This window comes from Alistipes finegoldii DSM 17242 (genome assembly GCF_000265365.1).
Classification (GTDB): Bacteria; Bacteroidota; Bacteroidia; order Bacteroidales; family Rikenellaceae; genus Alistipes; species Alistipes finegoldii.
Window position 1 is genome coordinate 2,168,222 of the sequence record NC_018011.1, and the last position, 14,279, is coordinate 2,182,500.

Consider the following 14,279-nt stretch of genomic DNA (forward strand, 5'->3'; position numbering starts at 1 on the left):
TCGTTTTTAGAAGTTTACATTCAGACGCAGCGAATAGGTGCGCGGGCGCGGCCAGATCGAGCCGTCGATGCCGTTGACGCCCGGTATTTCGGGGTCTACGCCGCTGTAATCGGTGATGACGAATACGTTCTGCACGCCGAAGGCGACGCGCATCGAGCCCTTCCAGTTGCCAATCTTGTTGAACGTGTACCCGAGGTTGATGTCGTCCATGCGGAAGAACGAAGCGTTTTCGAGGAACATGTCCGAATACCACTGCTCGCCGCTGTTGGCCTTCGTAAAGCCGGTCTTCTTGACCAGCCGTGCGAAGTTGGGCAGGTTGCCGGCGTTGATGTCGATGTTGGACGTCGAGTTGGCCGAGGCGAAGTCGTTGAAGACCCAGTTGCCCGCCGAACCGTGGCCGTTGAAGCCGAAGTCCCAGTTCTTGTAGCTCAGCTTGAGGCTGATGCCGTAGAAGAAGTCGGGGTTGGGGCTCTTGTCGGTCATGTAACGGTCGCCCTGGTCGATCTGGCCGTTCTTGTTGCGATCCACCAATGCGTTCTGGATCGGCTTGCCGTCCTGGTCGTAAACCTGCTGGAAGCAGTAGTAGGTGTAGGGTGCATAACCCACCATGTGGCGCTGGAGCAGGTTGCCCGTACCCTTGGTGATGCTGCTCACCTGGATGGCGTAGTCGGGGTCGTCGGTGTTGTTGAGCTTGGTGAACTCGGTGTGCTGGAACGTGCCGTTGAAGCCGACCGTGAGGTTCCAGTCCTTGGTCTGCACGGGGATGAAATTCAGGTTGAACTCCACGCCCTTGTTCTCCATCGAGCCGATGTTGGTGAGCACCGTGTTGCCGAAGTTCGAGCCCATGGGGGTGATGACGTTGTTCAGGAGGTCGTCCGTCTGACGCAGGTACCAGTCGACGCTGCCGTTGATGCGCCCGCCGAGGAACCCGAAGTCGAGGCCGACGTTGTAGGTCGTCGTGGTCTCCCATTTGATGTTGGGGTCGTAGGCGCCCGGCGTGAGGTAGAACATGTGCCCGGCGCTGCCCATGTAATAGGTCTTATAGACGTCGGTCGACATGTAGTAACGCGCCAGGTAGGGATAATTGGAGCCGATCTCCTGCTGCCCGGTCTGCCCCACGCTGACGCGCAGCTTGAGGGCCGAGACGGCACGCGAATCCTTCAGGAAATTCTCCTCGGCGATGTTCCACGCAAAGGCGCCCGAAGGGAAGAGGCCCCAGCGGGTATCCTTCGAGAAACGCGATGAGGCGTCGTCACGCAGTGTGAAGGAGAAGAGGTATTTCGAGGCGATCGAATAGTTCAGGCGTCCGTAGAACGAGAGCAGATAATTCTCCTGGCGGTTGAACGGGTAGCGCGAATCCTCGCCCTTCTGCTCGTGCGTCTCGTTGAAATAGGATACCGAGTGGTCGGAGCTGTAGAAATGCTGCCACGAATAACCGGCCATCACGTCGAGGTGGTGGATGCCCCACTCCTTATTGAAGTTGGCGTAGAATTCGAGCAGCTGGTTGCGGCGGAAGTTCGTCGTCCACGAATACTGTCCCCAGCCGCGGGCCTCGGTGTCGGTGTATGCCTGGAACGAGCCGGGGTTCACGCCGTCGTAGGTCTTGGCGCTCGATACGTCGAGGCCGAGGTTGAGGTTGAAGCGCAGCGCCTCGAAGCCGTGAACCTTATAGTCGATCTGGGCGTTGCCGATGAAACGCTTGGCACGCGCCGTATTGTCGCGGTCGTAGAGCTGCGAGAGCGGGCCTGCGCCCAGCAGGGTGTTGGGCGTGAAGTCCTCGCCGCGGCCCGATCCGTAGTTCCAGTATCCGTTGGTGGTCGTGTAGTCGATCGAACCGTCGTCGTTGCGGAAATAGGGGTCGATCGTGGGGTTGAAGAAGGCCGCCGAACCCACCACGCCGCCCGAGGCGTAGCGCTGCGACGTGATGACGCCCTTGGCGTTGAGGTTGACCGTGAGGTGCTTGTCGAAGAAGTTGGGCGAGAGGCTCAGGTCGAGCGTCCCGCGTTCGTATTTCGATGTTTCGAGCGTACCCTGCTGGTTGGTGTAGCCCACCGATGCGCGGTAGGGCATCCTATCGTTGATGTTGCCGATCAGGCTGACGTTGTGGTCATGCGAAATGGCGGTGCGGAAGACCAAGTCCTGCCAGTTGGTGTTCTTGTCGCCGAGCATCGACTGCACCTTGTCGCCCGTGGTCGTACCTGCGGGGTATACCTGGTCGATGTAGGTGCGGAACTCGCCGGGCGACATCACGGGCAGCTCGTCGGAGTTGGTCTGGACGCTCACGCTGCCGCTGTACGATACGCGGGGCGTGTTGCCGCGCCCCTTCTTGGTGGTGACGAGGATGACGCCGTTCGAGGCGCGCGAACCGTAGATGGCCGCCGCCGAAGCGTCCTTGAGCACGGTGAAGGATTCGATGTCGTTGGGGTTGATCGTCTCCAGCGGGTTGGCCATACCCTTGCCGCCGTCGACTGCGATGGGCACCCCGTCGATCACGATCAGCGGGTCGTTCGAGGCGTTGAGCGAAGCCGCACCGCGCACGCGGATGGTGGCGCTCGATCCGGGGCCTCCGTCGCCGGGGATGATATGCACGCCCGGAACCTTACCCTTGAGCATGTCCTGTGTGGAGACCACGGCGCCGCGGTTGAACTCTTCGGCCTTGATCGCCACGACCGAACCGGTCATGTCGTTCTTCTTGACCGTACCGTAGCCGATCACCACCACGTCGTCGATACCCATGGCATCCTCTTCGAGCGTGAGGTGCGCCAGCAGCGACGAACTGGCCACCAGGCTGACGGTCTTGTAACCGACATAGCTGACCTCGATGACCGACTCGGGGCCGGCGGCGCGGATGGCATAGTCGCCGTCGATGCCCGTCGAGACACCGTTGGTCGTGCCCTTTTCGACGACGGTAGCGCCCAGGATCGGCATCCCGGACTTGTCGACAACTACGCCTTTTACCTCATAACCAGCGTTTTGCGCCAGCGTGAGGGGGGGGGTAAATTGACATATGAGCAAGATACCCGCACACATAGTTAAAAATCGTTTCATAAGAATTTTGGTTAGTTTATAAGTTGATTTTATGGATTGTAGGTCATTGGGCCTTGTGTTCTTTGACCAGGAAGACCGACACGGCGGCCAGCAGCATGAATACCCCGGCGAGCGCCAGCATGTCGGCCGCATCGGAGGCGAAGCAGTACTTGACGATGGCACCGCCGGTCAGTCCGATGACGATCTGGGGGACGGTGATCGTGAAATTGAAGATACCCATGTATACGCCCATGCGGCGTGGCTCGACCGCGCGCGACAGGATGGCGTAGGGCATGGCGAGGATGCCCGCCCAGGCGATGCCGATCCCCACCATCGGGAGCATCAGCGCGTACTGGTCGTGCAGCAGGCACAACCCCGCGAAGCCCAGCGCCCCGGCGAGCAGGCAGGCAGCGTAGACGGGTTTGTTGCCGTAGCGCGCGGCGACGCGCCCGAGGAACAGGGCGGCGATGCAGGCGGGGATGGGGTAGGTGCCGTTGAGCACGCCGACCCATGTCTGCGTGGCGCCGGCCGAGAGCACTTCGCCCGTGGCATGGTCGGTGACTACACCCGTGATGGCGGGTTTGAGGTAAGTCCACATCAGGAAGAGCGCCGCCCACGAGAAGAACTGCGTGACGCCCAGCCGCACCATCACGCCGGGGACGTTGCGCATGAGGCCGACGAAGCTCATCGGTTTGGCGTCCTCCTCGGAGAGGTTGTTGTAGCGGGCGAACTCCCCGGGCGGATATTCCCGTGTCTTGAACGAGGTGACGAGCACCGTGAGCAGCAGGATCGCGCCCCCGGCATAGTAGGAGTAGGCGATGTGCGGCGAAACATGCCCCGGAGCGGCCTCGTCCGACACGCCGAGCCATGTCATGACGAGCGGCAGGATAGCGCCGACGACCGCACCGAGGTTTATCAGGAAGGTTTGTACCACGTAGCCCTGTGTCTTCTGCGAATCGTCGAGCATGTCGGCCACCAGCGCCCGGAAGGGCTGCATCGTGACGTTGAACGACAAATCCATGAACAGCAGGATGAAAGCCCCCATGGCGAGCGGGGCGAAGGCGAGCAGTTTGGGGCAGTTGGGCATGAGCACCAGCGCCAGCGCCGAGATCAGCGACCCGCCCAGGATGTAGGGGATGCGGCGGCCCCAGCGCGTCCAGGTGCCGTCGGAAAAAAGCCCCACGATGGGCTGGACGATCATGCCGGCCAGCGGTGCCGCCAGCCAGAAGTAGCTCAGGTGGCTGACATCTGCCCCCAGCGATTCGAAGATGCTCGACGTGTTGGAATTCTGGAGCGAATATCCGATCTGCACGCCGAGGAAGCCGAAGCTGAGGTTCCAAATCTGCCAAAATGAGAGTTTAGGCTTGGTCATTTCGGTTTTTCGGTTGGTTTTCAGGTTATACAAATTTTAATAAAAAATCCGGACGGCGAACCGCAGGGCGACGAACGGAAGGTTCAGCCGGATGAACGGGCGGATTTTTGCGACGAACGGTAGCCCGCGGGGGACGATTTGGAATTTCCGCGGAAAAACACTACCTTTATTCGTAATAAACGAAACCCGTATATACTTTAATACAGCCTCAGTCAGCCTATATGCGATCGCTCAAAGTGTCCGGAATCATCCACCTGTTCGCCGTGCTCCATGCCGTGGTCGCCCTTTCGTGCCATCTGGCGGGGATCAACGACGAGTTGGTGCTGACGCTGCTGACGATCGTGCTGATCGTGCTGATCTGCCTCAAACGGGGACTGAACGTGGAGTTCACCGCTGCCAGCGTGATCGTCGTCAACGTGATCGGCTACCTGCTGGGTACGGGCGGTGCGCAGTTGATCGAGCTGTTATTGCACGCCTCGCCCGTGGTGCATGCCGTCTCGACCTTCATCACCACCGAGATCCTGGGCTGGAGCATCGTGTGGTTCACCAAGTTGTTCCGCCGCGGCGACGACACGGCGAGCCGCTCCTCGGCCTGGACGCCCCGCATCGGGTTGCTGCTGCTGGCCGTGGGGGGGGATTTTCGTGCTGAGGCTGGCCTATGTCGAGCTTTTCGCCTCGCCCTCCTTTTCCACAGACCGCCTCTACCACATGGCCGACTTGCTGGCTTCCAATTCCGCGGCACTGATTATCCTGCTGTGCGTCAATATCATCTATGTCCGGCATACGCGCAGGCGTGAAACCCGACACGGCCCGATCGCCGAAATCGCGGCCTTCCTTCTGTTCGTGCTGCTCACGTCGGCCTGCGTGGCGCTCATTACGGGGCTGCACCTGCCGTTCGCCTTCGACCGCTCGTTCACCGCACGGGAGTTCCTGCAACTGTGGATCGTCACCCTGCTGGTCGAGGTGACCCTCTATTCGGTCGTATTTATGGTCGATTACGCCCTGGTCGCACGTGCCGTGCTGCGTGCCGAGCGCGGCAAGGCGCACCAGGCGCAGTTCCGTTACATGAAACTCAAACAGCAGGTCAACCCCCATTTCCTGTTCAACTCGCTCAATATCCTCGACTGCCTGGTCTGCGAGCAGCGCACGGAGCAGGCCAGCGCCTACATCCATAAACTGGCGGGCATTTACCGTTACATGCTCCAGAACGAGGAGGAGACACTCGTGCGCCTGCGCGAGGAGATGGCCTTCGTGGGGATGTACGTCGACCTGTTACAGGTGCGTTTCCCCGAAGGGTTCCGCGTGGAGACCGACATTTCGGATGAGGCCATGAACCGCCATGTCCTGCCCTGCTCGGTGCAGTTGCTGATCGAAAACGCCATCAAGCATAACTCGGTGGGGGCCGACCGGCCGCTGGTGATCCGCATCGTCGCCGTGGCCGAGGCCGTGACGGTGTCGAACAACCTTCAGCTGAAGGTATCCGGCAACCCCTCGACCCGTGTGGGGCTGAACTACATCCGCCAGCAGTACCTCGACCTGTCGGGCATCCCGATCGGGATACGCCGTACCGATACCGAATATTGTGTCACCTTACCGTTGCTGTAATATGAACGTACTGATCGTAGAAGACGAAATGATGGCCCAGGCAAACCTGGCGCGAGCGCTGACCCAGCATTTTCCCGACGTACGGATCGTCGGGACGACCGGCTCGGTCAGGGAAACGGTGCTCTGGCTGCGCACGCCGGGGAACAGTGCCGATGTGATTTTCATGGACGTGGAACTCTCCGACGGGGATTGCTTCGAGATATTCCGCCAGGCGGACGTAACGGCGCGGGTCATCATGACCACCGCATATGACAATTACGCCGTGCGGGCGTTCGAGGTCAACAGCATCGACTACCTGCTCAAACCGATCGACCTCGCGGCGCTGCGGCGTGCCGTGGAACGTTGCCGTGTGCGGAGCGGGGGCATCGACCCCGACGTATTGCTGAACGCAATCCGCAGCCCGCGCGAATACAAACAGCGCTATGTCGTGCGTTTCAACGACCGGATCGTCCCGGTGCAGACCACCGACATCGCCTATTTCTACTCGGAAGAGAAAAACACCTACCTTGTCACGAACGACAACAACCGCTACATCATGGATCAGTCGCTCGACGTCCTTTCGGACGAACTGGATCCCGGGCGGTTTTTCCGCATATCGCGCAGCTGCATCATCGCCATGCCGGCGATCGTCAGCATCGTGAAATACCTGGGCAACCGGCTGAAGATCACGGCACGTCCGCGTCCGGAGTTCGAGATGGTGGTGAGCCGGTCGCGGGTCGACGACTTCCTGAAGTGGCTGGAGGGGAATGGCTGAGCCTTGGTCGCGACGGGCAGGTCTTCGGCCCCCCCCCTCCGTTTCCGGGTTTTGTCCTCCGGCCTTCCGGGTTACCGTTCCTGCGGCGGGCGGGGGCTCCGGTTCCGGCGGGAGAGGGGAGTTCCGCAGAGGAGTTCCTCTGGAATTTTCCGCCGAGGACTGAAAGTTCACTTTGAAGGATCATGCTGCGGGCGTTCCTCCGGAGGCGTCCTTCGAGGGCTTCGGTTGAGAGATCCCAGGAAGGGATTCCCGTGGAAGGTTTCCGCAGGGGCACCCGGGAGGATGGCGCGGCGGCATGATAAAAGGGGCGCTCCGGAAATTCCGGGGCGCCCCTTATTTTTGCGGCCGGGGTCGGCGCTGCCGCAGTCTGCCCGTCAGCGGCGCCCGCTGCAGGCGATCATGTCGTGCAGCGACTCGTTGAAAGTCTCCTTGTGCAGCAGTTCCTCGAGCGGGAGGTGCATTCGGTAACGCCAGTAGTATCGGGCGACGGCCGGGACGTTGATGCGTTCCTTGGCCGGGTCGGGGTAGCGCAGTTCCCCGTCGGTCGAGAACCAGTCCTGCAACGGCAGGATGGTGAGCATCGCCGGGGAATTGAGGTGCATGTCGAGGATGCGCCGGCATATCCACGGCTCGCAGAAATAGGGAACGTCGCCCCCGATGCCGAGTGCTTCGTGGTAGAAGCGCGCCGTGAGTTCGCGGTCTTCCTCCCACCATGCCCGCAGCGGGTTCATGTCGTGCGTCGAAGTGGTGCAGACCGAGAAATAGGGGTAGTGCGCCGGGTCGGCGAAGAGTTCCCCCGGCGTCTTGGGCATGCGCTGGATTTCGAGCGAGAGGATTTGCAGTTCGTGCATCGTCTCGGGGACGCTGTCGGGAATCATGCCCAGGTCTTCGCCGCAGGTCAGCATCTCGGTCGCCGAGAGGAGCACCGGGAGCTTGCGCAGGGCCGACTCCTGCCAGAACCGGTTGTGGCGGCGGTAAAAGAAGTCGTCGTGAAGCCGGTCGAAAGTGTCGCGCCGCTGCGGGTCGAGGGTGCGGTACATATAGGTCGATTGGGCTGCGATGCGGGGGTGGAAAAAACCTTTGCGGCGCGGGTCCTCGATGAACAGCACGTCGTCGAGCAGCGTCATCAGCCCTTCGCGCAGGCGGCTTCGGCGCGGATCGTCGCCGGGAAAGCGCTCGGCGACCTTGCGTTGCGTCGCATAGGCGGGCAGCAACCGGCCCTCCTTCATGCAGGTCGTGCGCACTTCGTCGGCCAGCTCGCCGAACAGCTCGCCGAGCATCCGGTCGTCGGGCGCGGGAACGGTGAAGCGTCCCCCGGCCGTATCGAAGCCCATGCCGCGCAGTTCGTCGGCGGAGTAGGGCAGGGCGGGATTGAAATAGCCCAGCAGGCCGTGAACGGCATGTACGGGAATCTCCCAGATGCGGAAGAAGCCGAGGATATGGTCGATGCGGAAGGCGTCGAAGTATTCGGCCATCTTGGCCATGCGTGCCCGCCACCAGGCGTAGCCGTCGCGTGCCATGCGTTCCCAGTTGTAAGTCGGGAATCCCCAGTTCTGCCCGACGGCCGAGAATGCGTCGGGCGGAGCCCCGGCCTGCGAGTCCATGTGGAACAGGTGTGGGTAGAGCCATGCGTCGACACTCGTGCGACTGATGCCGATGGGCAGGTCGCCCTTGAGGACGATGCCGTGGGCGCGGGCGTAGGCGCAGACCTCGGACAACTGCGTATGCAGGTGGTATTGAATATAGCAGTGGAATGCGATGTCGCGGTTGTGGCTGCGGCAGTAGGCGTCGACGGTTTTGCGGTCATAGCGGGCGAAGCCGCCCCAGCGGGTGAAGTCGGGCGTGCCCGTTTCGTCGCGCAGCGTGCAGAAGGCGGCATAGGGGATGAGCCAGTGTCTATTGGCGGCGATGAAGTCCTTGTAGTCGCGGCGTGCCGCAGTGCGGGTTCCGTGGCGTTCGAACGCCCGGCGGAGCAGCCGCAGTTTGTGCCGGTTGACCCGTTCGTAGTCTATTTCGGGGAGTGCGTTCAGTTCGTTGCGCAGGGTGCGGTACTCGTCGTCCTCCACGACGCCCGCGGCCGGCAGCCGGATGAACTGCGGGTGCAGGGCGAAGGTCGAATTGGCGTTGTAGGGGTAGGAGTCTTCCCATGTACCGGTCATGGTGGTATCGTTGATCGGCAGTACCTGGATGACGCACTGCCCGGTGGCGGCCGCCCAGTCGATGAGCCGTTTCAGGTCGTAGAACTCACCGACGCCGAAATCCTCTTCCGTACGGAGCGAGAAGACCGGGATCGCCGTCCCGGCGCCCTGCCATCTGCGTTCGGGGAACCGCGGGTACGCCGCGGCGTCGAGGGCGTGTTCGCCGGCGCCGGGCAGTTCGCCCCAGGTGCGGTTGGCACCCTCCTCCCACAGGATGGGGGTGAGGGTCTTGCGGTCGGCGATCAGGAATTTGTATTCGAACCGGTGTGCGGTATGTAGCGTGAGTTCCCATTCCGGGAAGCGGCTGTCGTCCATCGGGACGATTCGTTTCCAGTCGCCCAGTTCACGGCCGCTGCCGGCGACGGCGAGCGTTTCGTCCGGCCGCAGGGTGGGCAGGATGACGCGCAGGGTGATGTTGCCGGCTGCTTTCTTCGGATTACCGGTTTTCCCGCGGCCGAAGATGCCCCGGGTGAATGCCGAGGAGTAGAACGGCGTGTCGGAGGGCATCTCCTGCCAGCGGTCGCGAATGCGCAGCGTACGCACCCCCTCCCGGGACGGGATCCGCAGCGTGTGCGGCCGCCATTCGCTGCGGATGCACACGCCCTCGCGCTCGACTTCGTAACGGTATTCTGCCGGCTGCGCCGCAGGGGCGTACCGCTCTACGGCGCAGGTCCAGACGCCGCCGTCGGCGTATTGCAGGGCGATGCGCCGCTTGCCGAGGCGGAGTACGAGCTGTTCGCCCCAGCGGGTACGGTATTCGATGCTGATCAGGAGTGTCATTCGTATATTCACTTTAATGATTATAACTTTGAGGAAATAAAGACATCAGAGCATGGAATAAGTCCGAAATTTCATTGGTCTACGAGACCGGGGACAATGTTCCGGCCCCATGCTGCCGTTTCCTGTTACAATCCAAATAAATCTGGATCAAAGTTTTCGGTTAAATTTGTTTTTATTTCATTTGCAATACATTGCGATTCTTGATGAGTTTCCCGGCCAAAGGTCAAGGCACAGCGTGTCTCCGCCGGCCTTCGATCGAGTCGGTGCGGAGTCACGATGTGCTTTGACCTTTGGCTCTTGCAAAAGCCGTGATTTCAGAACCCGTAAAAATCCTTCGGTAGACAGACTTTCCACAGCGGTCAGTATTCTGCCGCATGTTCCTGTATTAGTTTACAAAGGCCAGAGGAGCATTTTACATTAAGCGGACTCCAAAGCCGCACGCAATATGTAGTATTCTCTCTGGGAAAATCCGTTTACCGGAAGGGGTTGCTTATGACACGACACTATTGACATATTCGGTCTGGTGTTTCAACACGAAGTATAGTCTATTTACCAGTTTGCGGGCGACCTTTACGATGGCCTTGCTCTTGGGCATCCGCTTGCATTGTTCTGTATAAAACAGATTCATCGCGGGATCTTGGCGTATAGCCACCCATGCAGCCTCTATCAGATTACAGCGCATGACGGCGTGTTTTCGCACGGTAATGTCTCCTGTTCCGTCTTTCTCTCCGCTGCTATGGCACATCGGGATCATCCCGATATAGGCGGCCAGTTGTTCGGCATTGCGGAAACGGGTTATGTCGCATATCTCCGACAGAAACGCCATTCCCGTAGTCTGCCCGAACCCCGGAACGCTCATAATCAACCGCTGCGGTTCGCGGAATCGGTCCGCCTTGGCCAAGGCCCGTAAAGCCCGTGTCATCTCCAACTTCTGACGGCGTAGTTCCTCCAGATGCCGGAGCTGAATGTCGAGGGCCTGACGATCGCTCGGAGTGAGTGTCTCAACCTCTTTCAGCCATGCGAAAAAGCGTTTCGACCAGTTGGAGAAAGGTTCGAGGAACTCCTGCGGAATCCCGATGCCTAAACACCGTAACTGGGACTTGATCCGGTTCTTCTGACGGGTCGTGTCTTTGGTGATCGAGTTCTTCAATCTTATCAAGGAACGCATTTCCAACGATACACTGTCCGGCGTATAAATGCCTTTCAGTTCGTTGGCTCTTAAACTCCGCGCCAGCTTGCCGCTGTCCACGGCGTCACTCTTACGCAGCTTTTCGCTGCTCTTGGTCGGTACGTCGGCCGGGTTGACCACGATGTTGTCGATCCCCAATGCCGTCAGGCGTTCGTGTATCCAGAATCCGCAAAAGCCCGCTTCGTACACCGAATGATACTCGGCTCCCGGATAAACTCCTCGTCAGAAATCCGTGCAACGCTTCCGGGGCCGGATTTTGACTGAATTTCTTCAGTACAGAGGTCGCGGACAAGACCGTTACCGACCAACTCTTCAAATGGACGTCGATTCCTACATAAATCTTTTGTCCTTTGAAATAATTTCATTTCTTCGTTCTCTCATGGCTATCGTCGTTTTAGTTAGTAAAGGTCTCGCAACTTTAATCTAACCAAAATCTCGATAGCTTTTTCATCTATCCGCTTTCATCGCAGTCAACTCTGATTGTAAACATAGGGATTACATCAGAATCTGGATAGTTCGTCGTTTGTTTGGAATCGGTTTATACAAAATTACAAAAATAATCTGGTTTTGTCTTTCTGGCAGGGAAAAATCAGAGCCCTTCTCCATGAAATTGCGGACACGATGCGGACACGGAAAAAGAAAAATCCCCTCAGAGTTTCCTCTAACGGGATTTTTTGTGCCCAGGACAGGAATCGAACCTGCACGCCTTGCGGCACACGCACCTGAAACGTGCGCGTCTACCTATTCCGCCACCTGGGCATTATTGGAATTGCGGTGTGCAAAAGTAATACTTTTTTCTGAATCGCCAACTATTTTTGCGAAAAAAATCTACTTGCTCAGAAATTTATACTGAAACAGAAGCAGATAGACTACCGCCACGGAGATGTAGGCGTCGGCCAGATTGAAGATCGCCCCGAAGAAGTAGTTGTTGCTGTCGACCAGAAAGCTCAGGAACCGCGGCACGTTGTTCCACTGGAACAGCGGAAAATAGAACATGTCCACGACCTTTCCCATCATGAAGCCCGCGTAATGTCCGCCGAAATGCGCTACCGCGTACGGCGTCGATTCCGAAAAGATCAGTCCGTAGAAAGCGCTGTCGATAATATTGCCGAGCGCACCGGCCATCACCAGCGCCAGACCGACGATAACCCCCTTCGGCGTATCCTCCCGGCGGCGGAGCAGATGATGCATCAGCCAGCCGATGAGACCTACCATGACGATGCGGAATATGCCGAGCAGCAGTTTTCCCCAGTCGAATCCCCCTTTCGAGGCGATGTGCATGCCGAAAGCCGCGCCGTTGTTCTCGATAAACCGTAATTGAAACCAGTCCGGGAATACGATGATCGACTCGTCGAGGTGCATGTGGGTCTTGACCCAGATTTTGAGCAGCTGATCCGCGATGAGCAGAATCAGGATGAGCAGTGATATTTTTTTGAAGTTCATAGCCGTCGGATTATCTGCCGCAAAAATAGTAAAAAATCTCTGTTTTACGGGGTGCCGTCCGATTTTACTCGTCCTGCGGACAATTATATTCCCCGAACGGGCCTTTCGGCCGGCAATAGGGGCCGGATGGAATCCCTTGTTGCCGAATCGGGATACGTCCGGGCCCGCATCATGCATCATGTCGGGTGTCATTAATATATATAGGTAAAAAGCGTTATTTTGAAGAAAATTGAAGATTTTTCAAAAAAAAATGCGAAAATGCTTGCAGGTTCAGAAAAAGTCACTACCTTTGCATCCGCGTTCAAGAAAAACGGATGTTCTTACAAAGACTGAAAGTTTACAATAAAGGAGCTTAAAGCTCTGTGTAAGCGCGATTTTCCGAAACGTAAAGTTCTTGAAAAAGATTTTTGAAAAAAGATTTGCAGGATTAAAAAAGATGACTTATCTTTGCAGTCCTTTCGCACTACAAAATGCGAGACTTTTTCAAACTGGTTCTTTGAATTACTGGTTATATTTTGAGAGAAAAGAAATGTAGTATTTATCTGTCAATTTTCCTTTTAAGGATAAACGAATAGTCAGGACTCTAACAAAACATTTATAAATTTTATACAATGGAGAGTTTGATCCTGGCTCAGGATGAACGCTAGCGGCAGGCTTAACACATGCAAGTCGAGGGGCAGCGGGGAGTAGCAATACTCCGCCGGCGACCGGCGCACGGGTGCGTAACGCGTATGCAACCTACCTTTAACAGGGGCATAACACTGAGAAATTGGTACTAATTCCCCATAACATTCGAGAAGGCATCTTCTTGGGTTAAAAACTCCGGTGGTTAAAGATGGGCATGCGTTGTATTAGCTAGTTGGTGAGGTAACGGCTCACCAAGGCAACGATACATAGGGGGACTGAGAGGTTAACCCCCCACATTGGTACTGAGACACGGACCAAACTCCTACGGGAGGCAGCAGTGAGGAATATTGGTCAATGGACGCAAGTCTGAACCAGCCATGCCGCGTGCAGGAAGACGGCTCTATGAGTTGTAAACTGCTTTTGTACTAGGGTAAACGCTTCTACGTGTAGGAGCCTGAAAGTATAGTACGAATAAGGATCGGCTAACTCCGTGCCAGCAGCCGCGGTAATACGGAGGATCCAAGCGTTATCCGGATTTATTGGGTTTAAAGGGTGCGTAGGCGGTTTGATAAGTTAGAGGTGAAATACCGGGGCTCAACTCCGGAACTGCCTCTAATACTGTTGAACTAGAGAGTAGTTGCGGTAGGCGGAATGTATGGTGTAGCGGTGAAATGCTTAGAGATCATACAGAACACCGATTGCGAAGGCAGCTTACCAAACTATATCTGACGTTGAGGCACGAAAGCGTGGGGAGCAAACAGGATTAGATACCCTGGTAGTCCACGCAGTAAACGATGATAACTCGTTGTCGGCGATACACAGTCGGTGACTAAGCGAAAGCGATAAGTTATCCACCTGGGGAGTACGTTCGCAAGAATGAAACTCAAAGGAATTGACGGGGGCCCGCACAAGCGGAGGAACATGTGGTTTAATTCGATGATACGCGAGGAACCTTACCCGGGCTTGAAAGTTAGTGACGATTCTGGAAACAGGATTTCCCTTCGGGGCACGAAACTAGGTGCTGCATGGTTGTCGTCAGCTCGTGCCGTGAGGTGTCGGGTTAAGTCCCATAACGAGCGCAACCCCTACCGTTAGTTGCCATCAGGTCAAGCTGGGCACTCTGGCGGGACTGCCGGTGTAAGCCGAGAGGAAGGTGGGGATGACGTCAAATCAGCACGGCCCTTACGTCCGGGGCTACACACGTGTTACAATGGTAGGTACAGAGGGCCGCTACCCCGCGAGGGGATGCCAATCTCGAAAGCCTATCTCAGTTCGGATCGGAGG

General features: G+C 57.7%; 7 protein-coding genes, 1 tRNA gene, 1 rRNA gene and 1 pseudogene (1 of these 10 cut by a window edge). 4 read left to right on the plus strand and 6 right to left on the minus strand.

The genetic code is table 11. The features are described 5' to 3' along the window. Nucleotides 1-6 precede the first annotated feature (6 nt). Nucleotides 7-3,048 (minus strand): SusC/RagA family TonB-linked outer membrane protein, encoded by a 3,042-nt coding sequence (locus tag ALFI_RS09455; RefSeq protein WP_081488097.1) that lies wholly within the window; start codon nt 3,046-3,048, stop codon nt 7-9. A 43-nt stretch (nt 3,049-3,091) separates the two neighbouring features. Next, on the minus strand, nt 3,092-4,399 hold the full coding sequence (locus ALFI_RS09460; protein WP_014775647.1) for an MFS transporter: 1,308 nt from the start codon (nt 4,397-4,399) through the stop codon (nt 3,092-3,094). Between the two features lie 236 nt (nt 4,400-4,635). Between ALFI_RS09460 and ALFI_RS16580 the strand changes: the two genes are divergently transcribed. From ALFI_RS16580 to ALFI_RS09475, 3 genes are read left to right on the plus strand one after another with little or no spacing between them, the layout of a single operon-like run. Next, on the plus strand, nt 4,636-5,196 hold the full coding sequence (locus tag ALFI_RS16580) for a hypothetical protein (protein ID WP_244264958.1): 561 nt from the start codon (nt 4,636-4,638) through the stop codon (nt 5,194-5,196). Next, the gene (locus ALFI_RS09470; protein WP_244264959.1) at nt 5,108-6,004 is read left to right on the plus strand and encodes a sensor histidine kinase; all 897 of its coding nucleotides are present in this window, start codon (nt 5,108-5,110) and stop codon (nt 6,002-6,004) included. The genes ALFI_RS16580 and ALFI_RS09470 overlap by 89 nt, the downstream gene beginning before the upstream one ends. A gap of 1 nt (nt 6,005) precedes the next feature. Beyond that, complete coding sequence (locus ALFI_RS09475) at nt 6,006-6,758, plus strand: LytR/AlgR family response regulator transcription factor (protein ID WP_009597005.1); 753 nt, start codon at nt 6,006-6,008, stop codon at nt 6,756-6,758. 374 nt (nt 6,759-7,132) lie between these two features. On the opposite strand, the gene ALFI_RS09480 is transcribed toward ALFI_RS09475, so the two are convergent. The 4 genes and pseudogenes from ALFI_RS09480 to ALFI_RS09495 form a co-directional block, all read right to left on the minus strand. After that, nucleotides 7,133-9,736: a 4-alpha-glucanotransferase gene (locus ALFI_RS09480; RefSeq protein ID WP_014775649.1), complete on the minus strand. Its 2,604-nt coding sequence runs from the start codon at nt 9,734-9,736 to the stop codon at nt 7,133-7,135. Between the two features lie 490 nt (nt 9,737-10,226). Beyond that, a pseudogene (locus ALFI_RS09485) lies at nt 10,227-11,306 on the minus strand (IS110 family RNA-guided transposase). Between the two features lie 296 nt (nt 11,307-11,602). After that, nucleotides 11,603-11,684 (minus strand) — tRNA-Leu (locus tag ALFI_RS09490). 69 nt (nt 11,685-11,753) lie between these two features. Further along, a complete protein-coding gene (locus ALFI_RS09495; RefSeq protein ID WP_022043422.1) occupies nt 11,754-12,368 on the minus strand; it encodes a lipoprotein signal peptidase in 615 nt (204 codons plus the stop codon). Between the two features lie 608 nt (nt 12,369-12,976). On the opposite strand from ALFI_RS09495, the gene ALFI_RS09500 reads away from it, so the two are divergent. Then, nucleotides 12,977-14,279, plus strand: a 16S ribosomal RNA gene (locus ALFI_RS09500); it runs 221 nt beyond the window's last position.